The organism is Kribbella capetownensis, assembly GCF_004331485.1.
Classification (GTDB): Bacteria; Actinomycetota; Actinomycetes; order Propionibacteriales; family Kribbellaceae; genus Kribbella; species Kribbella capetownensis.
The window spans coordinates 337,849-359,158 of the sequence record NZ_SJKD01000001.1 but is presented as its reverse complement, the minus strand read 5'-3'; the positions used below and the strand labels follow the sequence as shown (position 1 = coordinate 359,158).

Here is a 21,310-nt window from a genome sequence, read left to right as displayed (position 1 = left end):
ACCATGGTCCCCACCTGGTCATTCCCGCCGCTTCCGGCGTTCGCTGACAGTGAAAACCGGCGTACCGGATGTAGTGCTCCGCTCTCAGGCGGTGAGCAGGTCGCCGATGACGCGGAGGCCGGTGAGGTCGTGGACGTCGTCGGCCAGGGCCGGGACCTCCACCGTCGGGATCGCGCGGTGGCCGCGGCGGAAGCGGTCGGCCCGCTTGTGGTCCCCGACGACCTGCTGCATCTTGTCGGCGTGCAACCGCAGTACGGCGGCAGTCAGCGGCGACTTGTCCGCCTCCTCCAACCGCTCCGCCGCGCCGAGTGACCGCTCGGCCGACAGATCCGGCACGTGGGTGTTGGTCACGCGGTTGAGGACGACCCCGGCCAGCGGCATGCTCTCCTCGCGCAACCGCTCGGTGAAGTACGACGCCTCCCGCAGCGCGTCGTTCTGCGGAGCGGCGACCACCAGGAACGCCGTGTGCGGCTCACGCAGCAGCGCCACCGTCCGCTCGGCCCGCTGCCGGAAGCCGCCGAACAGTGTGTCGAATGCCGCAACGAACGTCTGTACGTCGGTCAGTACCTGCGCACCGAGCACCTTGTTCAGCACCGACATGGCCATGTTCACGCCGGCCGACATCAGTCGGAACGGCCCGCGGGCAGGGGCCAGCAGCAACCGCAGGAACCGTCCCTCCAGCAGCGAAGCCAACCGCTCCGGCGCGTCCAGGAAGTCCAGCGCCGACCGCGACGGCGGGGTGTCGACGACGATCAGGTCCCAGTCGCCGGACTGCTCCGCCTGCTTGTGCAACTGGCCGAGCTTCTCCATCGCCATGTACTCCTGCGTCCCCGCGAACGACGACGACAGCGCGACGTAGAAGGGGTTCGCCAGGATCTGCTCGGCCTTCTCCGGGGTCGCGTGGGTGAGCACGACCTCGTCGAAGGTCCGCTTCATGTCCAGCATCATCGCGTCCAGCCGGCCGCCATTCGCCGGGTGGACGCCGGCCACCTCGCGCGGAGTGTTGTCCAGCTCGGTCAGCCCGAGCGACTGCGCCAGCCGCCGGGCCGGGTCGATCGTCAGTACGACGACCTTCCGCCCACGTTCGGCGGCCCGCAGCCCCAGCGCCGCGGCTGTGGTCGTCTTGCCGACCCCGCCCGCGCCGCAGGTGACCACGATGCGCGTGCCCGGGTCGTCGATCAATGCGTCCAGGTCCAGGTTGGTCATCCGCGTCCTCGCTTCGCTGCGGACGCGGATGACCCCTTGGTGCTGTGCCTGTTGATGAACTCGCTCCGCTCCTTCATCGGCGGAACTCCTCGGCCAGATCGATCAACGTGCCGTGATCGATTCCTTCGGGCTGCAGCGCCAGTTCGGTCACCTGCTTGCCGAGGGCATCTATCCGGTCGCGGTTCTCGCGTTCCAGTCCGATCCGGACCGCGTGGTCGTGCGCCTCGGCCACCAGGGTGTCGACCAGCCCTTTGCTGACGGCGACACCGGCGGCGCGCAGTCCCCGGGAGATTTCGGCGGCGGGCAGTTTCTCCTTCACCGCAAGGGCGATCGCCTCGTCGTCGAGCGGGCTGTTGCGGACCATGTTCACGACGATCGAACCGATCCGCAGGTCCAGCTCCTCCAGGTGCTCGACCGCGTCCAGCGTCTCCTGGACCGGCATCTCCTCCAGCAGCGTGACCAGGTGGATCCGGGTCACGTCGGAGCGCAGCATGCCCATGATCGCGTCCGCTTGGTTGCGGATCGGCCCGACCTTGGCCAGATCGGCGACCTCGTGGTTCACGTTCAGGAACCGCGCGATCCGCCCGGTCGGCGGTGCGTCCAGGACGACGGCGTCGTACGCGAGCCGCCCGTGCGACTTGCGCCGGGTCGCCTCGTAGACCTTGCCGGTCAGCAGTACGTCGCGCAGACCCGGGGCGATCGTGGTGACGAAGTCGATCGCGCCCACCTTGTCGAGTGCCTTCCCGGCCCGGCCCAGGTGGTAGTACATGTCGAGGTACTCCAGCAGCGCGGCCTCGGCGTCGACCGCCAGCGCGAACACCTCGCCGCCGCCCGGACCTTGCGCGATCCGGGTCTCGACGTACGGCAGCGGCGGGATGTCGAAGAGCTGGGCAAGCCCTTGCCTGCCTTCCACCTCGACCAGCAGGATCCGCTTGCCCTGCTCGGCCAGCGCGAGTGCCATGGCAGCCGCAACGGTCGTCTTCCCGGTGCCCCCTTTACCGGTCACCACGTGCAGCCTCGCCATAGGGTCCAGGGTAGGACGTGGGCCACACCACACTCGCCACGGCGCCCGTTAGAGTCCACCTCATGAAGAAGTTCGAGTACTTCACCGCACCGCTGCTGGTTCATTCGACCAAGGAGATCCTGGACAACTTCGGCCAGGACGGCTGGGAGCTGGTCCAGGTCGTCCCGGGCCTGAACCCGGAGAACCTGGTCGCCTACTTCAAGCGGGAGATCGAGGACAAATGAGCCACCCCGAGGAGAAGCTGACCGAGCTCGGCCTCAAGCTGCCCGACGTGGCCAAGCCGGTGGCGGCGTACGTGCCGGCCGTTCGGACCGGCAACCTCGTCTACACCTCCGGCCAGCTGCCGCTGCGTGACGGCACCCTGATCGCCACCGGCAAGGTCGGCGGCGAGGTGAGCGCCGAGGTCGCCAGCGACTGCGCCCAGCAGTGCGCGCTGAACGCGCTGGCCGCGGTCAAGGCGCAGATCGGTGACCTGGCCAACGTGGCCCGCGTCGTCAAGATGGTCGCCTTCATCGCGTCGACCCCCGACTTCACCGGTCAGCCGCAGGTCGCCAACGGTGCGTCCGAGCTCATCGGCCAGGTCTTCGGCGAAGCCGGCCAGCACGCGCGGAGCGCCGTCGGCGTACCGGTGCTGCCGCTGGACGCGCCGGTCGAGGTCGAGCTGATCGTCGAGGTCGCCTGACGGCTCGGCATGGTCCGCGATCTGGATTCTGAACTGCTGTCCGGACGGATGGCGGAGGCTGCCCTCGCCTACGTCCGTGAGGCCCGTACGCCGGTCGACCCGAGACCGGCGTCGACGGTGATCCTGCTGCGCGACACTGCCGCCGGACCGGAGGTCTACCTCCTCCGGCGGCAGCAGTCGATGGCGTTCGCGGCCGGGATGACCGTGTTCCCCGGCGGGCGGGTCGATCCGACGGACTCGACGGTGGCCGACTCGTGGTCAGGGCCGCCGCCGGAGTGGTTCGCCGCCCGGATGGGGTGCTCAGCCGACGCCGCGGCTGCGTTTGTCGCGGCCGCCGTACGCGAGACGTTCGAGGAGTCCGGCGTACTGCTGGCGGGGCCGTCCAGTGAATCGGTCGTCGACGACACCACCGGCGACGACTGGGAGGCTGACCGGGTCGCGCTGGAGTCGCGCGAGCTGGGGTTCGCCGACTTCCTGCACCGGCGCGGTCTGGTGCTGCGGGCCGATCTGCTCGGCGCGTGGGCGCACTGGATCACTCCCGAGTTCGAGCCACGGCGGTACGACACCCGCTTCTTCGTCGCCGCGCTCCCGGCCGGCCAGATCACCCGGGACGTGACGAGCGAGTCCGACCAGGTCGCCTGGATGCGGCCGGCCGACGCCGTCGCCGCGGTGCACGCCGGTGGGTTGCTGATGCTGCCCCCGACGTACGTCTGCTGCCGCGACCTCACGCCGTACGACGACGTGGCGACGATCCTGGCCGCGGCAGGTGACCGTGAGATCCGGCCGGTGCTGCCCACCGTCCGGGTCGACGGCGACCAGGCCTATTTGGAGACCACATGACTGTCGAGCAGGTGACGCCGTACGCCGCCCGTGTCCTGGCCGCGAACCCGGGGCCGATGACGCTTGATGGCACGAACACGTGGATCCTGCGAGCGCCTGACGCGGATCGGTCCGTGGTGGTCGATCCCGGTCCGCTGCTGGAGGAGCACCTGCAGGCCGTGCTCGACGCCGCCGGCGACGTGGCCGTCGTACTGCTCACGCACAAGCACCCGGACCACTCAGAGGGCGCGGCCTGGTTCGCGAACCGCGCGAACTGCGGGGTCCGCTCGGTCGATCCCGCGTTCCGGATCCCCACCGACCACGCGCACGGCCTCGCCGAGGGCGACGTGATCACCGCCGGCAACCTCCGCATCGAGGTCCTACCGACGCCCGGGCACACGCTGGACTCCGTCTGCTTCTGGCTCCCGCAGGACGGCTCACTCCTCACCGGAGACACCGTCCTGGGCCGCGGCACGTCCGTCGTAGCCCACCCAGACGGTGCCCTAGGCCCCTATCTCGAGTCCCTCGAGCGCCTCCGCGCCTTCGCCAACTCACCAGCCGGCGTAGACCGCCTACTCCCCGGCCACGGCCCGGTCATCGACGACCCCACCGCAGTCCTCACCTACTACCTGGATCACCGCCGCGAACGCCTGGACCAGGTCCGCGCGGCAGTAGCCGCAGGCCGCACCACGCCGGAAGCCGTCGTACGCCACGTCTACACCGACGTCGACCCCACCCTCTGGCCTGCCGCCGAACGCTCAGTCCGAGCCCAACTCGACTATTTGAATGGTTAACCCCTCGCGTTGTGCGTTCTCCCCTCGTAATTCGACCAGACAAGGGGCAAGTCGAACGGATATCCGTCGAAGGCGACTATCCACAGATCTGCGAAGGTGGGTGTTCGAGCAGCATTGAGGCAGGGATGCTGGCCAGGTGAACCCGAGACTCACGGTGCTCGCAGCCGCCAGCGGCGGCGTGTTCAGCCGTCGGCAGGCTCTCACCAGCGGCTACACCGCGGGGCAGATCGCCGAGCGCCTGGCCGACGGCCGGTGGGAGCGCATCAGGCACGGCCAGTACGCCGAGCGGCTCGACCTCACCACGATGCCGCACTGGGACCAGCAGCGGATCCGGCACCAACTCGCGATCCACGCGGTGCTGAACTCGCGTCGCGACGGCAGCGTCGTGATCAGCCATCAGTCCGCACTCGCGCTCCATGGGATGCCGCTCTGGGGTCTTGATCTCGACCGAGTGCATGTCACGCGCAGCGGCGACCGGACCGGTGGCCTCATCGCGGGAGTCCAGCATCATCTGGGTGGTCTGGTGCCGGCGGATGTCACCACGGTCGACGGTGTGCCGGTGACCGCATTGCCTCGTGCTCTGGTCGAGACGGCTTGTACGGCGTCCTTCGAGGCTGCAGTCGTCGCCGCAGACGCCGTACTGCGCGAATCCGGCCTCGAGGACGCGGAGCTGCGCCGCCTGCTGCAGGCGATCGAGTTCTGGCCAGGTAGTCCGACAGCGCGGGCGGCCATGCAGTTCGCGAGTCCTCTGTCCGAGTCGGTCGGGGAGTCGCGCCTCAGAGTGCTCATGCACCAGTTCGGACTGCCCGACCCGGTGCTCCAGGCCGAGTTCTACGACGCCGACGGGTTCGTCGCCCGGGTCGACTTCGACTTCCCGTCGGACGCGACCATCGTGGAGTTCGACGGGCTGCTCAAGTACGGCGCGGGTTCGCCCGAGGTGCTGGTCCGCGAGAAACGTCGCGAGGACAGGCTCCGTGCAATCGGTCGCCAGGTGGTTCGGGTGACGTGGGCGGACTTCAATCGCCCGGACCGCGTGGCGGCCACCATCGGCGACGCCTTTGCCCGTGCGCGGCGAGCTGCCTGAACGCCGAGACGATTCGAGGGTTGTCCCCTCAAGTTGCCGGTTGTCAGTCGCTAATACGGGCTGACAACCGGCAACGCGAGGGGTTGTCCGTTGAAATCGGGGCGGGGCGGGGTGGGGTGGGGTGGGGTGGGGGGGGGGGGCGGTTAGCGCGCTCGGCGCTGGAGACGGTCCACGTCGAGCAGTACGACGGAACGCGGCTCCAGGCGGACCCAGCCTCGGGAGGCGAAGTCGGCCAGGGCCTTGTTGACGGTCTCGCGGGAGGCGCCGACCAGTTGGGCCAGCTCCTCCTGGGTGAGGTCGTGGTGGACGTGTACGCCGTCGTCGGCGGTCCGGCCGAAGCGGCTGGCCAGGTCGAGCAGGGCCTTCGCGACCCGCCCCGGCACGTCGGAGAACACCAGGTCGGCGACCACGTCGGAGACCTTGCGCAGCCGGGAGGCCAGCTGGAGCAGCAGGCCACGGGCCACCTCGGGGCGGCCGGCCAGCCAGCGCAGCAGCTCGTCGTGGGTCAGCGACATCAGTGAGGCGTCAGTGACCGCGGTGACCGTCGCGGAGCGCGGTCCCGGGTCGAACAGGGACAGCTCGCCGAACATCTGACCCGGGCCGAGGACCGCGATCAGGTTCTCCCGGCCGTCGGCCGAGGTCCGGCCCAGCTTGACCTTGCCCTCGACGACCACGAACAGCCGATCACCGGAGTCGCCCTCGTGGAACAGCACCTGGCCGCGGCGCAGCCGGTTCTCGGTCATCGAGGCGGCCAGGGCGTCGGCCGCCTCGTCGTCGAGCTGACTGAACAGCGGTGCCTGTCGGAGCACTGCGGCATCCACTTTGGGCCTCCTAGGACCTTCGACCACGACTTGCGGGTGGGGGTTCGACCCCGCCCGGCACCGGGTCGTGCACACCCGGTTGCCCCAAAACCGTAGCCCCTCGGGTGTCGGACCCGCCACGTAGGCTGTCCTGCATGCCATCCCCGCGTGTCGCGGCGCCGGTCCCAGGGCCGCTGCCGACAGTACCTCTGAAGCTCCCCCGCAAGGCGCCGGTCTTCGTCGACGAGACGCATACCCAGCTGGTCCGCCGGGCCCGGAAGATGCACAAGGTGCTCACCGAGACGTATCCGGACGCTCACTGCGAGCTGGACTTCACCACCCCGCTCGAGTTGCTGGTGGCCACCATCTTGTCCGCCCAGACCACCGACGTGCTGGTGAACAAGGTGACCCCGGGCCTGTTCGGGAAGTACCCGAACGCCGAGGCCTACGCGGAGGCGGACCGGGCGGAGATGGAGGCGATCCTCAAGCCGACCGGCTTCTTCCGGGCCAAGACCAACAGCGTGATGAAGCTCGGCCAGGCCCTCGTCGACGACTACGACGGCGTCGTACCGAACAAGCTGTCCGAGCTGGTGAAGCTGCCCGGCACCGGCCGCAAGACGGCGAACGTGGTGCTCGGCAACGCCTTCGGCATCCCCGGGATCACCGTTGACACCCACGTCGGCCGGCTGGTCCGCCGGTTCGGCTGGACCACCGAGCAGGACCCGGTCAAGGTCGAGCACATCGTCGGTGAGCTGTTCCCGAAGAAGGACTGGACGATGCTCTCGCACCGGCTGATCTTCCACGGCCGCCGCCGCTGCCACGCCAAGAAGCCGGCCTGTGGCGCCTGCCCGGTGGCCCAGTGGTGCCCGTCGTACGGCACCGGCCCGACCAACCCCGAGGCTGCGGCGAAGCTGGTGAAGGTCCCGGCATGAGGGTGCGTACGACGCTGTGGGCGGTCGGCTGGCTTGTTGCCGGACTGCTCCTGGCGTCGTGTGGACCCGACCAGCCGAGCGCGACCGATTCGACCAGCCCGTCGGCGGTCGCCGGCGCCGACAAACTGGCGGCCTGCCCGTCGACCGAGTCGAAACCGCCGGTCAGCAACGGACTTCCGGACGTCAGCCTGCCGTGCCTGGGCAGTGGGCCTGACATCAGGCTCGCGGATCTGCGCGGCCCACTCGTCATCAACGTCTGGGCCCAGTGGTGTGGTCCGTGCCGCGAAGAAGCGCCGTACCTGGCGGATCTCGCGAAGCGGGCGACCGGGAAGCTGCAGTTGCTGGGGATCGACTACGACGATCCACGGGCCGAGCTGGCGGTGAAGTTCGCCGGCGATCAGCAGCTGAGCTACCCGCACCTGGTGGACCCGGACAAGCAGTTGCGCCAGCCGTTCAAGATCGGTGGGCCTCCGATCAGCGTCTTCGTCAACTCCGACGGTGCGATCGCCTACGTCCACCACGGACCGTTCACGTCGCGGCAACAGCTGGACCAACTGGTGCGGGACAAGCTGGGAGTGACGTTGTGATGTTCGAGGGTGTGGAGATCCCGGACTGGCTGCAGCCGCTGGCGAAGGCGTCCGAGGAGGTCGACCCGAAGCTGTTGTCCCGCTTCCTGCCGCCGGACGATCCGTCCGTGCGGCAGTCCGCCGTTCTGATCTTGCTTGCCGAGGGCAACGACGGGCCGGAGGTGCTGCTGACCGAGCGGGCCTGGACGTTGCGCCGGCACGCCGGGCAGATGGCCTTCCCGGGTGGCGGCGTCGATCCGGAGGACGGCACCGGTGACGAAGGCCTGGTGCGGACCGCCCTGCGGGAGGCCGAGGAGGAGACCGGTCTGGACCCGGCGGGCGTCGTACCGTTCGCGATCTGGCCGCCGCTCTGGGTGCCGGTGAGCAACTTCGGGGTGTCGCCGGTGCTGGCCTGGTGGCGGGAGCCGTCGTCCGTCGCGGTGGTCGACCCGGCCGAGGTCGCCTCGGTGCACACCGTGCCGGTGAGCGAACTGGTCGATCCGGCGAACCGGATCAGCTGCCTGCATCCGTCCGGATTCACCGGACCGGCGTTCATCGTCGGCGACCTTTACATCTGGGGTTTCACCGCCGGGCTGCTGGACAAATTGCTGGTGCTGGGCGGCTGGGCGCGCGACTGGGACCCCTCGGTCGTCGTACCGTTGCCCGACCGACTGGTCGAGGCGGCCTGGCGGAGCGAGGGACGACGACCGGAGGACGTGCGGCGGCTGACCGCCATCGAGCACGACCTCGGCCGGCCGGACGGTGACGAGTCGGAAGGTGTGGAGTGAGCAAGCTCGACTACGCGCTGCTGATCATCACCGCGCTGGTGGCGATCTCGGGGTACATCGAGGGCTTCGTCCTCGGTGCCTGCGCCACGATCGGCCTGCTCGCCGGTGCCGCGGTCGGCGTCTGGGGCGTACCGCGAGTGCTGGACAACTTCTCGCCGAGCGTCTCGGTCTCGTTCGCCGCGCTGGTCCTGGTCGTGGTGCTCGCGTCGATCGGGCGGACGATTGGTGCCCTGCTGGGATCCAGACTCAGGAACAAGATGACCTGGCGGCCGGTGAAGGCCGTCGACGCGCTCGGTGGTGCCGCGTTGGCAGCGGTGTCCGTGCTGATCGTCTCGTGGGTGCTCGGCGTCGCGGTGAGCGGAGCGCGGATCCCTAGCGTGACGTCCGCCGTACGCGGCTCGCAGGTCCTGGCGAAGGTCGACCAGGTGCTGCCGAGCCGCGCCGACCAGGCCCTGCAGGCGTTCAACGACGTCGTCAACACCGACCTGTTCCCGCGCTTCCTCGACCCGTTCGTGCCGGAGCGGATCCGCGAGACGCAGCCGCCGGACGCCGCGATCGCCCGGCAGCCGCAGGTCCGGCAGGCCTACACGCGGATCGCCAAGGTCACCGGGGTCGCGAGTTGCTCACGCGGTCTCGAGGGCAGTGGGTTCGTGTACGCGCCGCAGCGGGTGATGACGAACGCCCACGTCGTCGCCGGTGTCGGGTCGCCGCAGGTCGAGGTGAACGGGAAGTCGTACGAGGCAACCGTCGTACTGTTCGACCCCGAGGTCGACATCGCGGTGCTGTACGTGCCCAAGCTGGACATGGCGCCGCTGAACTTCGACCTGAACGGCAAGGCCGACGACCCGGCGGTCGTGCTCGGCTACCCGGAGAACGGCCCGTTCGACTCCGAGCCGGCCCGGATCCGGTCCGAGGAGCGGCTCCGCGGTCCGGACATCTACGGCGACCGCACGGTCACCCGGCAGGCGTTCTCGATCTGGGCCTCGGTCCGGCCGGGCAACTCCGGCGGTCCGCTGCTGTCGTCCAAGGGCACTGTGTACGGCGTCGTGTTCGCGGCATCGGTCGAGGACAACCGGACCGGCTACGTGCTGACCGCCGAGCAGGTCGCCGACGACGCCCGCGAGGGCGCCGACGCCACCCAGGAAGTCTCCACCCAAACCTGCACCTAGCTGCTCTAGGCCGGCAGCGACGCCAGCCAGTCCACGAGGTGGGTGTTGAACAGGTCCGGCGCTTCCTCGTGCGGGAAGTGACCCGACGGGGTGAGCAGTTCATGGCGCAGCGGTGCCGTGATCAGGCGCGGAGGAGTGACCGCCGTCGGCGACACCGCCGCGTCCTGTGCCCCGTAGATCTGCAGCACGGGTACGGCGATCGGCGTACCCATCCTGGCCGAGTACTTGCGCCCGTCAGGACGCAGCCGGGACCGGGCGAACCAACGGTGGTACTCGAGTGCACAGTGCGGTGCCGGCCAGACCTGCAAGGCGGCGCGGTAGCGGCGGGACGCTTCGGCGTCGGGGAAGCTGCCGCCAGGTGCTGCCCACGCGCGGAGGAGCTGTTCGATGTGCAGGCCGTCCTGGGCGAGCAGACGACGCTCGGGCAGGATCGGCAGCTGGAACCATGCGGTGCGCGTCAGCGCCTTCGGCTGACCGGACCGGGCCAGCAGGAGCGGGTGTGGTGCCGAGACCGCGGCCAGCGCCCGGACCTGATGCGGCGCGAGTACGGCGGCCGACCAGCCGATGAAGCCGCCCCAGCCGTGACCGACCACGACGGCGTCCGTGGAGCCGAGCGAACGGATGACGCCGGAGACATCAGCGGCGGCGGTGTAAGGGTCGTAACCGCGTGGGGTCTTGTCGCTGGCGCCGTACCCACGCAGGTCCATCGCGACGGCGCGGTAGCCGGCCGCGGCGACCACCGGGAGCTGGTGACGCCAGGCCCACCAGAACTCGGGAAAGCCGTGCAGGAAAAGGACCAGTGGGTCGTCGGCCGCTCCGCATTCGGCGACGTGGAAGCGTGCTCCGTTGGCCGCGACCAGTGAGTGCGACCAAGGCCCGTCGACCAGCAGGTCGACGACACCCGCCGGGCTCAGCGCCGTCCGCCGGGCTCAGGAGGAGCGGTGGGGAGGCTCACCTCGTCGCCCTTGCCGATCGCCTTGAGTGCGTCGACCGACTCCTTCGACGTCTGGATCGCCCGCTCCGGACCCTTCGCGCTGCTGAGGGCCCGCCTGCCGATCAGCACGAGGACGGCGGCGATCAGCAGATAGATCCCGGCGGTGACCAGGAAGGCGAGTGCCGGGTGCAGGCCGAGCGCGTTGAACGCGTAGGCCAACGCGATGGACAGCAAGACGATCGCCAGCAGCGCCAGGAAGGCAGCGCCGGCGAACAGGCCCGCGCCGGTGCCGGCCTTGACGGCGGTCTTCTTCAGCTCGGTCTTGGCCAGCTCGATCTCGCTGCGAACCAGGTTGGACAGGTCCTTGCTGGCGTTCGCGACGAGCTGGCCGACCGTGGGCTCGTCCCCGTTCTGGCCCATCGACATGGCACTCCTTCCACCGGTCCGTGGCCCCGACACTACCGCCGCCGTTACCCAACCCCATGCATCTGGCTCATGCGTCCGGCGGCCGGCTCAGTCGGCGTACGCGCGGTTGCGGCGGAACAGCAACCCGGCGGCGATGAGGGCGGACAACAGCGAGGCGACCAGAACCGCGGCCTTGGCCCGCTCGACCTGGGCGCCGTCATCACCGAACGCCAGCTGGGCGATCAGCAATGCGACGGTGAACCCGATGCCGGCCAGCACCGATACCGCACCGACGTCCCGCCAGGACAGGTCGGAGTTCAGCTCGGCCCGGGTGAAGCGTGCGGTCATCCATGATCCGCCGAACACGCCGATCACCTTGCCGACCACCAGCCCGGCGACGACTCCGATCGCGACCGGGTCGGTCAGCATCTCGCGCAAGGCGTTCCCGCTCAACGTCACCCCGGCGGCGAACAACGCGAACAGCGGTACGGCGACACCCGCGGACCACGGCCGGAGCCGGTGCTCGATCCGCTCGGCGGGAGCGTGCTCCTCACCTGGATCGGGGACGACGCGGGTGACCAGACCGAGTGCGACGCCGGCGATCGTTGCGTGGATCCCCGACTCGTGCATGAACCACCAGGCCGCGAGCGCGATCGGCACGTACAGGAACGGCGTGCGGATGCGGCGACGCTGGAGCACGTACCAGACCGCGATCAGGGCGACCGAGGCGATCAGCCAGAGCGGGTGGAAACCGTGCGCGAAGAACACGGCGATCACCAGGATGGCGCCGAAGTCGTCGACCACCGCGAGCGTGAGCAGGAAGGCCCGCAGCGCACTCGGCAGCGACGATCCGACGATCGCGAGCACCGCAAGGGCGAACGCGATATCCGTTGCCGTGGGCACCGCCCAGCCGTGCGGCTTGCCGTTCTCGGCGGTCAGGTTGATGGCGAGGTAGATGATTGCCGGGAGCACCATTCCGGCCAGGGCCGCGGCGACCGGCACCACCGCCTCGCTGATCCGCGAGAGAGTGCCGACCACGAACTCACGTTTCAGCTCGACGCCGGCCAGGTAGAAGAACAGGGTCAGCGCGCCGTCGGATGCCCAGGCCTCCACGGTCAGCGGGCCGAACTGGGTTTCGCGCACCTGGTGGTACGCGTCCTGCCACGGAGAGTTCGCCCACACCAGCGCGACCACCGCTGCGGCGAGCAAGAGCAGACCACCGGTGGTCTCGGCTCGCAGGGTGTCGGCCAGGAAGGCGCGTTCTCGGCCCAGAATGCGGGGGAACGCGCGCTTCTTCTGCCGGATCCTCGGGGGCTCACTCATGCATCGGGCCTTCGCTCGGGGTCGCTCGGACGAACGCCGACCAGACTTCCCGGCACACCCGAAGCTGGATTCTACCTCGTGCGCCGCCCGGGTCAGGTGGTCCAGACGCGGGGGTCGGGGCCCTTCGGGACGATGCCGGTCGGGTTGATGTTGTCGTGGGTGAGGTAGTAGTGGCGCTTGATCTGGTCGAAGTCGACCGTGTCGCCGAAGGCCGGGAGTTGGTACAGGCGTCGGGCGTACACCCAGAGGTTGGCGAACTCGGTCAGCTTGTTGCGGTTGGCCTTGAAGTGACCGTGATAGACCGCATCGAAGCGGACCAGCGTGGTGAACAGCCGGATGTCGACCTCGCGCAGCGTGTCGCCGAGCAGGTACGGCCGATCCGCCAGCCGCTGCTCGAGTACGTCGAGCCGCGCGAACAGAGCGTCGTACGCCGCCTCGTACGCCTCCTGCGTGGTCGCGAAGCCGCAGCGGTAGACGCCGTTGTTCACGTCCCGGTAGATGTCCTCGATCAGCTCGTCCATCTCGGCCCGGTCCGCCGGGATCAGCTCCGGCGCACCTTCGCGCTGGTGGTCGGTCCACTCGGTCGACAGGTCGAGCGTGATCTGCGGGTAGTCGTTGGTGACGACGAGCCCGGTCACCGTGTCGATGATCGTCGGCACCGTCACCCGACCCTCGTACGTCGGATCGGTCCGCCGGTATGCATCGGCCAGGAACTCGATGCCGAGTACCGGATCGCGCCCGTCCGGATCGAGGGTGAACCGCCAGCCGCGCTCGTCCCGGATCGGGTCGACGATCGCCAGGCTGATCGCATCCTCGAGACCGAGTAGCCTGCGCACGATCACGGATCGGTGTGCCCACGGACACGCCAGGCTGACCACCAGCCGGTACCTGCCCGGCTCGACCGGCCAGCGGTCCTGATCGTCCGGGCCCTCGCCCGGACCGGCGGTGGAATCGCGAGCGATCCGGCCGGTGAATCTGTTGCCCTGGCGCGTGAACTCGCCGGGCACTGAGCTTTCCTTCACGAACTGTGCGGGGCTCATAACGGTAAAACTACCCCCGGCACAGGAATCGCCCGGCCGCGGACGCTCACTGGCCGTGAGCCGGTAACTGACGTTACAGTCTGGCTGACGAGGTCGTCCGGGACAGCACTGTCGCGGACGGCCGGAGCAGTTCGAACGATCAGGACCACGACCGCGGCACGCGCCCCCCGGCAACCGGTTTGCCGGGCACATTCCCAGGGATACTGACCTCATGGCCCGCCCACGGAACAACCCCGGCGATCTCGCCGAACTCCCCACGGAGCTTCGGACCGATCGCCCGAAGGGTGACCAGATTCGCGAGATTCTGGAGAAGCTCACCCGCTCGCTCGCCGTCGGTACGGTGCTGCCGTCCGAGCGCGTGCTGGCGGAGCGGTTCGGCGTGGCCCGGATGACGGTGCGCCAGGAAGTCGACCGGGTGGTGGCCGAAGGACTGGCCGCCCGTCGTCCCGGCGGCGGCACCTTCGTTGCCGAGCCGCGGCCGACCCGGATCCTCGCGTCGTCGTTCAGCCAGGACATGATCGACCGCGGCATCACGCCGGGCGCCAAGGTGCTCGAGCATCGCGTCGGCGCAGCCGACGAGGACCTGGCCCGCGAGCTCGAAGAGCCGGCCGGCACCCCGGTGCTGCACCTGGTCCGGCTGCGGACCGCGGACGGCGAGCCGATGGCCGTCGAGCGCACGGCACTGTCGTTGCGGCGGTGGCCCGGCCTCGACGAGGTCGACTTCGCCGAGAAGTCGCTGTACGGCGAGCTGTCGTCCCGCTGGGGTGTCGCGCTCGGGATGGTGTCCGCGTCGATCGTCGCGGCCCCACCGGACCCGATCGACGCCCAGCTGCTCGAGATCGACTCGACCACCCCGTGCCTCATCATCACCTCGGCCCCGCGGACCGCGAACGACCAGGTGATCGAGTTCGGCCGCTCGGTCTACCGCTCGGACCGCTACGACATCACGGTGGCCTACCGCGCCACCTGACCGAGCTCGAGATAGGCCCCGACCTCTTTGAGGATCAGGTCCATCGACTCCGTCGCCTCCACCTGGAGATACCCCTCCACCGGTCGCTTCGTCGCGTGCAGCCACCCTCGAAACGCCTGCTCGCCGGTGGCGTCGGCCCCGCCCAGATCGACCGGGAGCACGCTGACGCCTCGACGCTGACTTCGCATCGGGACTCTGGCCCCGAGCCGATTGTCGATCGCGGTGAGATCGTCCGTCCGGCATTCCACGTACTTGTAGGCGACACCACGCTCGTGGGCGATCTCCCGGCCCGTCGCGATGATTTCGTCGTACTGGCAAGGGCTGTCGATCACCACGCTGAAACCCTGATCCAAGAGGCTTCGAGTCAACGCGTACATGACTGGGTAGGCGGCCCGGCCACTGTCCTCGGCCGGCACCCCACCATCGAGAACGGCGCTCCTGATGACATCGAGATCCACGACGATCGCGCCGTACCGGGAACCGACGTGTCGCGCGATCGTGGACTTGCCGGACCCTGGAACGCCCGACATCTGAAGGAGAAACCGCCTGACCTCGCTCATGGCTTGCTAGACGTTCTGACTGCGGAGGATGTTCGGCGTCTCGCCGGCGGCGGTGAGTTTGGTGACGATTTCCACGGTCAGCGCCTGCACGAGCATCGCGCCGACCATCGTCGAGGTGGCGCCGGTCAGTTCCGGGCTGCCGTCGACCTCGATCAGTGCGTCCCCTGGCACGCCGCAGTTGTCGATCACCACGTCCGCGGTCTCGAACAGCCGCTGACCTCCCGGCGCTCGCGACGTCGTTGCCGTGCTGTGGGCCATCGAAGTCAGCGCGATCACCAGGGCACCCCGCTTCCGTGCTCCGAGCGCGAACTCCACCGGTACGGCGTTCCGCCCCGAGTTCGACGCGATCAGTACGACGTCACCGGCGGCGATCTCGTTGATCTCCAGCACCACGTCGGCCAGCCCCGGAAGCCGCTCGAGCAGCGAACTCTTCTGCAACCCCTCATGCAGCATCAGCCCAGGCTCGAGCACCGCCCGAACGTCGGCCAGCCCACCGGCCCGCCCGTACACCTCCTCGGCGATCAGGTGACTGTGCCCCGTCCCGAAGACCCAGAACACCCGGCCCGCGAGCATCGCCTCGACCACCAGACCAGCGGCGACCCGAATCGCCCCGACCTGCGTCTCCGCCGCTCGCCGCGCGACGTCCAACGCCGTCTCCATGTATTCCTCAGCCCCAGCCATGACGCCGAACCTACCCACCCGCCGACGGCTCCACCAGGAACTCACCTGGACCTCTTCCGGAACTCTCCGGCACTCCTCTGGACCGGAATCGTAGGACCGGCCAACGGATACACTCGGGGCTGTGGACGAACAGACGCCGAGCGTGTTGTTGCAGACGCCCAGTTGGTTGCTGACCCAGAGCGCGGCGCACGCGCAGCGGATCGTGACCGAGTCCTTCGCGGCGGCCGGGGCCCGCGGCTACCACTTCCGCCTGCTCGCGACGCTGGTCGAGTTCGGCCCGGCCAGTCAGGCCACGCTCGGCCGGCACACCGGGATCGACCGCAGCGACGTGGTTGCCGCCCTCAACGAACTGGTCGACGACGGGTACGTCGAGCGCAGCCCGGATCCCGCCGACGGGCGCCGCAACATCATCACCATCACCGCCTCGGGCCGCCGTCAGCACAAACGCCTCACGACGCTGGTCGCGAAGGCCCAGGACGAGATCTTCGCCGCCCTGTCCCCGACGGACCGCAAGCGCCTGACCACCCTGCTCGCCCGCGTCCTGTCCCAGCACCAGTGACCAACCACCAATGACCCACCGCCCGGCCGGGAATCCGCTGCCGTCCGGCCCGGAATTGGTCCTGTTCGGCGCAGATCGGGGACTGCTTGGCGATACACCGGTTCCGCGCCGGGGCGTGCGGTTGGTAGAAAGGTAACCGGGCGCTCCAGCGCGCCGAAGCCAGCGAGGAGGAGTCGTCGACGTGACGAATGCAGAGTCACCCCAGTCCGAGGCACTGTCGAACCTGATGCACGAGGAGCGCATGTTCGAGCCGCCCGCGGACCTGGCCGCCAACGCGAACGTCAAGGCCGATGCCTACGACCGCGCCGCCGCCGACTTCGAGGGGTTCTGGGCCGAGCAGGCCAAGCGCCTGACCTGGGCCACCGAGCCGACCGAGACGCTGGACTGGAGCAACGCGCCGTTCGCGAAGTGGTACGCCGACGGCAAGCTGAACGCGGCGTACAACTGCGTCGACCGGCACGTCGAGAACGGCCTCGGCGACAAGGTCGCGTACTACTTCGAGGGTGAGCCCGGCGACACCCGGGAGATCACCTACGCCGAGCTCAAGGACGAGGTCAGCAAGGCCGCCAACGCGCTGCTCGAGCTGAACGTCCAGGCCGGCGACATCGTCGCCATCTACATGCCGATGATCCCCGAGACCGTGGTCGCGATGCTCGCCTGCGCCCGGATCGGTGCCCCGCACACGGTCATCTTCGGCGGCTTCTCCGCCGAGGCGCTGAAGGACCGGATCCTGGACTGCGACGCCCGCGTCGTGATCACCTCCGACGGCGGCTACCGCCGGGGCGCACCGGCCGCGCTGAAGCCTGCGGTGGACGCCGCGCTGGTGGACTGCCCCGACGTACGCAATGTGCTCGTGGTGAAGCGGACCGGCCAGGACACCGCCATGGTCGAGAACCGCGACCTGTGGTGGGAGGACTTCGTCGGCAAGCAGTCTGTGGACCACACACCTGAGGCGTTCGACGCGGAGCACCCGCTCTACGTGATGTACACGTCCGGCAGCACGGGCAAGCCGAAGGGCATCCTGCACACGACCGGCGGCTACCTGGTCGGTACGTCGTACACGCAGTGGGGTGTCTTCGACCTCAAGCCGGAGACCGACGTGTACTGGACCGCGGCCGACATCGGCTGGGTCACCGGCCACAGCTACATCGTGTACGGCGCCCTCGCGAACGCGACCACGTCCGTGCTGTACGAAGGCACCCCGGACACCCCGCACCAGGGCCGCTGGTGGGAGATCGTCCAGAAGTACAAGGTCTCGATCCTGTACTGCGCCCCGACCGCGATCCGCACGTTCATGAAGTGGGGCGCGGACATCCCCGCGAAGTTCGACCTGTCCACGCTGCGGGTGATCGGGTCAGTCGGTGAGCCGATCAACCCGGAAGCGTACATCTGGTACCGCGAGAACATCGGCGGCAACAAGGCGCCGGTCGTCGACACCTGGTGGCAGACCGAGACCGGCATGCACATGATCTCGCCGCTGCCGGGCGTGACCGCGGGCAAGCCGGGCGCCGCGATGAAGGCGATCCCGGGCGTCAGCGTCGACGTCGTCGACGACGCGGGCAAGTCGGTGCCGGACGGCTCCGGCGGCTACCTGGTCATCACCAAGCCGTGGCCGGCCATGCTGCGCACGCTGTGGGGCGACGACGACCGCTTCGTCGAGACGTACTGGTCGCGCTGGCCGGGCGTCTACTTCGCCGGCGACGGTGCGAAGAAGGACGAGGACGGCGACCTGTGGTTGCTCGGCCGGGTCGACGACGTGATGAACGTGTCCGGCCACCGCCTGTCCACCACCGAGATCGAGTCCGCCCTGGTCTCGCACCCGAAGGTCGCCGAAGCCGCGGTCGTCGGCGCGTCCGACCCGACCACCGGCCAGGCGATCGCCGCCTTCGTGATCCTTCGCTCGGAGGCCGGCGACGGTGGACCGGACGTCGTTCAGGAACTCCGCAACCACGTCGCCAAGGAGATCGGCCCGATCGCCAAGCCCCGGCAGATCATGGTCGTCGCCGAACTCCCCAAGACCCGCTCCGGCAAGATCATGCGCCGCCTGCTCCGCGACGTCGCCGAGAACCGCGAGGTAGGCGACGTCACCACCCTCGCCGACTCCACCGTCATGGACCTGATCAAGTCCAACCTGGAATCCGGCAAATCCGACGAAGACTGACCTTCCTGTCGGCATCAGCCCGTACGACGCAACGTCGTACGGGCTGATGCCTACGCCGTGGCCGGTCACGACTGCGCGTGTCAGCCCTTCAGCCAACTGTGGGCCATGCTCAGGTTGCTGATCGCTCGGCGTGCTTGTGTGATGTGCGGGTGCATCGGCGTACGGACGGGCCAGCGGAGGACCCATCGGTACGGGGCTGGGTGTTTGGCGAGTGGCCGGATGACGCAGCCGGGTGGCGGGGATGTGGACACGAGGCTGAGCGCGATGCATTCACCGGACCGGACGAGTTCGAGGGCGGTGTCGGTGCCGTCGGTGCTGGATGGATGACGGCGTGGTGTGAATCCGGCGGCCGCGCAGGCGGTCAGCACGTAGTCGTTCCAGTCGGGTGCGAATCCGTCGCGGGGCAGATAATGCAGATCGGCGGCGAGGTCTCCGAGGTCGACCGCCGCGCTGTCTGCAAGCAGGTGGGTCTCGGGGAGTGCGACGCCGACCGGCTCGGCACGGACAGGCTGTTCCGCGATGTCTGGCCCGCTAGGCGCGCGGGCGCCGCACAGGGCGAGGTCGAGATCGCCTGACCGTAGCCGTTCGGCATGAGATGTGCTGCCGTAGCTGGTCACGTCAAGTGCCACCTTCGGCAACGCGGCCCGCAATGCGCCGATCACCATGCGGGGCGTGGCCAAGCCGGAGGCCTGGACGTCGATGCGCAGCGTGTCACCTTCCGCCGGCGTCGCGGCGGCCGCAACGGCTGCGGCGATCCCGAGGGAAGCCTCGGACAACGCGGCGCGGGCGTGTGGAACGAAGGCAGCGCCGGCGGGTGTGAGTCGAACACCACCGGATGAGCGATCGAACAGGACGAGGTCGAGGCGGTGTTCGAGGCGGCGTATCTGGCTGCTGAGCGCCGGCTGCGAGACGTACAAGCGTTGCGCCGCCCGGGTGAAGTGCAGTTCTTCGGCGAGTACGACGAAGTACCGAAGCAGTCTGAGGTCGACGTCCACCGTGGTGCTCCTGACCTGCGGTGATAACCATTCCGGATAACGTCATGCAGCCTATGTCTTGGACAGCGCCGGCGCTCCGACGGCACTGTCGGTGGCATGACGACCGACGATGACCTGCGCCGCACGTGGGAGGACCAGCAGGCGGTGCACAAGATCGACAGGGAGCAGCGCTTCGCCGTGATGCTCGACTACGTGGAGCGCCTCACAGGTGCGCCGAAACGGGTCCTCGACCTCGCCTGCGGGCCTGGCTCGATCACCCGGAGGGTGCTGGACCGCTTCCCCGCCGTACGAGTCGTCGCAGTGGATCTGGATCCGTTGCTGCTGCGCCTGGCCACGGGCGCGTTCGCCGGCGACGAGCGAGTGAACGTGCTGAGCAGGAACCTGGACCACCCCGACTGGACGACTGGGATCGACGGCGACTTCGACGCCGTACTGACTGCGACCGCCCTGCACTGGCTGAGCCCGCCGGCGTTCGCTCGTGTGTGCCGTGCGGTCGCCGGACTGATCCGCCCGGGTGGGGTGTTCCTCAACGCCGATCACGTTCTGATCGACGATGAGCGGCTGCGAGCGGCCGCCGACGCCCTCCACCAGCAGCACCTCGACACAGCGTTCGCGGCGGGCGTGCAGAGCTGTGACGACTGGTACCGCCGCGCCTACGCTCTTCCGCAGTACCGGTCCCTGTGGGCAGAAAGACAACGCCTCTTCACGCATTGGTCGGGCGACTTGATGCGGTCCGCGAGTTGGCACCTCGACGAGCTCCACGCCGCAGGGTTCGAGACTGCGGACGTCGTCTGGCGCTACGGCAACAACGCCGTCACGGTGGCCATCCGATAGAGCCGCCTGCGTCGGACCGATGGCGTTGAGGGACGACCCCCGGGTGGGCTTAGGCTGTGCGGCATGACCGTCGTCGTGGCGATCGTGCATGCGGGGTTGGCGGCGGTTTGGGTCGGGGGGATGGCCTACTCGCTGTTCGTGGTGCAGCCGAAGATGAAGAAGTACTTCGGCCCCGACGACGAAGGGCGGGAGGCACTGACCACAGTGATTGCCTCGGGCAACCGGTGGAAGGTGGTCGGGTTGATCGCGACGATCGCGCTGACCGGAGCGGTGGGGCTGGCGCTGGGGCCGGAGCACTGGGGGATCCATGCGGTGAAAGGGGTTCTGCTGCTCGGTGCGAGCGGCATCTTCTGGTACGTCTCGTGGCGGCACTGGCCGCGACGGGTGTTCTCGACCGAGACCGAACTGGTCGTGCTGCGGCGGCAACTCGTCGTACTGGCAGGCACGATGCTCGGTCTGACCGGTGCCGCGTTCGCGCTCGGGGTGGCCGCCAGTCAGCTGTGATCCGTGGAGATCGGTTCGGACGTGTGCCATGATGACGCATCCGTTCGGAGGAGGCGATCACGATGGCACAAGAGACTCTGCAGCTCCTGGTGGCCATGCATCGCATCGTCCGGCATCTGCGCCGGAGTCGTACCACTACGGCCCTGCACCCGACCCAGTTCCTCGCGCTGATGCTGGTCGCCGACGAGCAACCGATCCGGATCGGCGAGATCGCCGCCCGCGTCCCCTGTTCCCAGCCCACGGCGACCACCACCGTCGCCGGCCTCGAGGATGCGGGCCTGGTCCGCCGCGAGCCGGACCCGGTCGACGGCCGTGCGACCGCTGTCGTGCTCACCGAGGCGGGCGCCGAGACGGTCGAGGCCTCCGGCCGGCAGGCCGCGGAGGAACTCGGCAAGCTCCTCCGCCGCCTCGACGACGCCGACAGCGAACTCGTCCTGCGCGCCGGCGTCGTCCTCGCCCGGATCGCCGACGACCTCTGAC

General features: G+C 69.1%; 25 protein-coding genes. 15 read left to right on the top strand and 10 right to left on the bottom strand.

The window, feature by feature from the left end; genetic code table 11:
- Positions 1-84: 84 nt before the first annotated feature.
- On the bottom strand, positions 85-1,206 hold the full coding sequence (gene bagB, locus E0H75_RS01695) for an ArsA family ATPase (RefSeq protein WP_131511253.1): 1,122 nt from the start codon (positions 1,204-1,206) through the stop codon (positions 85-87).
- Between the two features lie 73 nt (positions 1,207-1,279).
- Positions 1,280-2,230: an ATPase BagA gene (gene bagA, locus E0H75_RS01690; RefSeq protein WP_131511252.1), complete on the bottom strand. Its 951-nt coding sequence runs from the start codon at positions 2,228-2,230 to the stop codon at positions 1,280-1,282.
- A gap of 62 nt (positions 2,231-2,292) precedes the next feature.
- Between bagA and E0H75_RS42860 the strand changes: the two genes are divergently transcribed.
- The 5 genes from E0H75_RS42860 to E0H75_RS01670 all read left to right on the top strand — a co-directional run bounded on the left by E0H75_RS42860 (position 2,293) and on the right by E0H75_RS01670 (position 5,609).
- On the top strand, positions 2,293-2,454 hold the full coding sequence (locus tag E0H75_RS42860; protein WP_165553378.1) for a Sp36 family protein: 162 nt from the start codon (positions 2,293-2,295) through the stop codon (positions 2,452-2,454).
- Positions 2,451-2,912: a RidA family protein gene (locus E0H75_RS01685; protein WP_131511251.1), complete on the top strand. Its 462-nt coding sequence runs from the start codon at positions 2,451-2,453 to the stop codon at positions 2,910-2,912. Before E0H75_RS42860 ends, E0H75_RS01685 begins: the two co-directional genes overlap by 4 nt.
- Positions 2,913-2,960: 48 nt before the next feature.
- A complete protein-coding gene (locus E0H75_RS01680) occupies positions 2,961-3,752 on the top strand; it encodes an NUDIX hydrolase (protein WP_238162761.1) in 792 nt (263 codons plus the stop codon).
- Positions 3,749-4,525, top strand: coding sequence for an MBL fold metallo-hydrolase (locus E0H75_RS01675; RefSeq protein WP_131511249.1), 777 nt, complete (start codon positions 3,749-3,751; stop codon positions 4,523-4,525). Before E0H75_RS01680 ends, E0H75_RS01675 begins: the two co-directional genes overlap by 4 nt.
- Before the next feature lie 136 nt (positions 4,526-4,661).
- On the top strand, positions 4,662-5,609 hold the full coding sequence (locus E0H75_RS01670; RefSeq protein ID WP_131511248.1) for a type IV toxin-antitoxin system AbiEi family antitoxin domain-containing protein: 948 nt from the start codon (positions 4,662-4,664) through the stop codon (positions 5,607-5,609).
- 143 nt (positions 5,610-5,752) lie between these two features.
- Here E0H75_RS01670 and E0H75_RS01665 read toward each other — a convergent pair whose 3' ends face one another.
- Positions 5,753-6,430, bottom strand: coding sequence for a Crp/Fnr family transcriptional regulator (locus E0H75_RS01665; RefSeq protein WP_131361434.1), 678 nt, complete (start codon positions 6,428-6,430; stop codon positions 5,753-5,755).
- 134 nt (positions 6,431-6,564) lie between these two features.
- Here E0H75_RS01665 and nth point away from each other — a divergent pair, with 134 nt between their 5' ends.
- From nth to E0H75_RS01645, 4 genes are read left to right on the top strand one after another with little or no spacing between them, the layout of a single operon-like run.
- Positions 6,565-7,341: an endonuclease III gene (gene nth / locus E0H75_RS01660; RefSeq protein WP_131511247.1), complete on the top strand. Its 777-nt coding sequence runs from the start codon at positions 6,565-6,567 to the stop codon at positions 7,339-7,341.
- Positions 7,338-7,928, top strand: coding sequence for a TlpA family protein disulfide reductase (locus E0H75_RS01655; RefSeq protein ID WP_131511246.1), 591 nt, complete (start codon positions 7,338-7,340; stop codon positions 7,926-7,928). Before nth ends, E0H75_RS01655 begins: the two co-directional genes overlap by 4 nt.
- Entirely contained in the window at positions 7,928-8,695 is a 768-nt protein-coding gene (locus tag E0H75_RS01650) for an NUDIX hydrolase (protein ID WP_131511245.1), read from the top strand. Before E0H75_RS01655 ends, E0H75_RS01650 begins: the two co-directional genes overlap by 1 nt.
- Positions 8,692-9,864, top strand: coding sequence for a MarP family serine protease (locus E0H75_RS01645; RefSeq protein ID WP_131511244.1), 1,173 nt, complete (start codon positions 8,692-8,694; stop codon positions 9,862-9,864). Before E0H75_RS01650 ends, E0H75_RS01645 begins: the two co-directional genes overlap by 4 nt.
- 5 nt (positions 9,865-9,869) lie before the next feature.
- On the opposite strand, the gene E0H75_RS01640 is transcribed toward E0H75_RS01645, so the two are convergent.
- From E0H75_RS01640 to E0H75_RS01625, 4 genes are all read right to left on the bottom strand, one after another.
- A complete protein-coding gene (locus tag E0H75_RS01640) occupies positions 9,870-10,664 on the bottom strand; it encodes an alpha/beta fold hydrolase (RefSeq protein ID WP_238162922.1) in 795 nt (264 codons plus the stop codon).
- Positions 10,665-10,774: 110 nt separating this feature from the next.
- The gene (locus E0H75_RS01635) at positions 10,775-11,218 is read right to left on the bottom strand and encodes a phage holin family protein (RefSeq protein ID WP_238162760.1); all 444 of its coding nucleotides are present in this window, start codon (positions 11,216-11,218) and stop codon (positions 10,775-10,777) included.
- Positions 11,219-11,311: 93 nt separating this feature from the next.
- Complete coding sequence (gene nhaA, locus E0H75_RS01630) at positions 11,312-12,526, bottom strand: Na+/H+ antiporter NhaA (RefSeq protein ID WP_131511241.1); 1,215 nt, start codon at positions 12,524-12,526, stop codon at positions 11,312-11,314.
- 92 nt (positions 12,527-12,618) lie between these two features.
- Positions 12,619-13,566 carry a glutathione S-transferase family protein gene (locus E0H75_RS01625; protein ID WP_131511240.1) on the bottom strand — a complete coding sequence of 316 codons (948 nt, stop codon included), beginning with the start codon at positions 13,564-13,566 and terminating at the stop codon, positions 12,619-12,621.
- A 211-nt stretch (positions 13,567-13,777) separates the two neighbouring features.
- Between E0H75_RS01625 and E0H75_RS01620 the strand changes: the two genes are divergently transcribed.
- On the top strand, positions 13,778-14,536 hold the full coding sequence (locus tag E0H75_RS01620) for a GntR family transcriptional regulator (protein WP_131511239.1): 759 nt from the start codon (positions 13,778-13,780) through the stop codon (positions 14,534-14,536).
- Here E0H75_RS01620 and E0H75_RS01615 read toward each other — a convergent pair.
- Both E0H75_RS01615 and E0H75_RS01610 read right to left on the bottom strand, forming a co-directional pair.
- Positions 14,521-15,066 carry a P-loop nucleotide/nucleoside kinase family protein gene (locus E0H75_RS01615; protein ID WP_165553376.1) on the bottom strand — a complete coding sequence of 182 codons (546 nt, stop codon included), beginning with the start codon at positions 15,064-15,066 and terminating at the stop codon, positions 14,521-14,523. The genes E0H75_RS01620 and E0H75_RS01615 overlap by 16 nt on opposite strands.
- Before the next feature lie 36 nt (positions 15,067-15,102).
- The gene (locus tag E0H75_RS01610) at positions 15,103-15,777 is read right to left on the bottom strand and encodes a sugar isomerase domain-containing protein (RefSeq protein ID WP_131511237.1); all 675 of its coding nucleotides are present in this window, start codon (positions 15,775-15,777) and stop codon (positions 15,103-15,105) included.
- Between the two features lie 121 nt (positions 15,778-15,898).
- Between E0H75_RS01610 and E0H75_RS01605 the strand changes: the two genes are divergently transcribed.
- Complete coding sequence (locus E0H75_RS01605; RefSeq protein WP_131511236.1) at positions 15,899-16,336, top strand: MarR family winged helix-turn-helix transcriptional regulator; 438 nt, start codon at positions 15,899-15,901, stop codon at positions 16,334-16,336.
- 226 nt (positions 16,337-16,562) lie between these two features.
- Complete coding sequence (gene acs / locus E0H75_RS01600) at positions 16,563-18,497, top strand: acetate--CoA ligase (RefSeq protein WP_131512944.1); 1,935 nt, start codon at positions 16,563-16,565, stop codon at positions 18,495-18,497.
- 80 nt (positions 18,498-18,577) lie between these two features.
- On the opposite strand, the gene E0H75_RS01595 is transcribed toward acs, so the two are convergent.
- Positions 18,578-19,492, bottom strand: a complete 915-nt coding sequence (locus tag E0H75_RS01595; protein WP_131511235.1) for a LysR family transcriptional regulator — start codon at positions 19,490-19,492, stop codon at positions 18,578-18,580.
- A gap of 96 nt (positions 19,493-19,588) precedes the next feature.
- On the opposite strand from E0H75_RS01595, the gene E0H75_RS01590 reads away from it, so the two are divergent.
- The 3 genes from E0H75_RS01590 (at position 19,589) to E0H75_RS01580 (ending at position 21,309) form a co-directional block, all read left to right on the top strand.
- Complete coding sequence (locus E0H75_RS01590) at positions 19,589-20,326, top strand: class I SAM-dependent methyltransferase (protein WP_131511234.1); 738 nt, start codon at positions 19,589-19,591, stop codon at positions 20,324-20,326.
- Positions 20,327-20,389: 63 nt separating this feature from the next.
- Entirely contained in the window at positions 20,390-20,830 is a 441-nt protein-coding gene (locus E0H75_RS01585) for a hypothetical protein (protein ID WP_131511233.1), read from the top strand.
- A 62-nt stretch (positions 20,831-20,892) separates the two neighbouring features.
- Entirely contained in the window at positions 20,893-21,309 is a 417-nt protein-coding gene (locus tag E0H75_RS01580) for a MarR family winged helix-turn-helix transcriptional regulator (protein WP_131511232.1), read from the top strand.
- The last annotated feature ends 1 nt before the right edge of the window (position 21,310 follow it).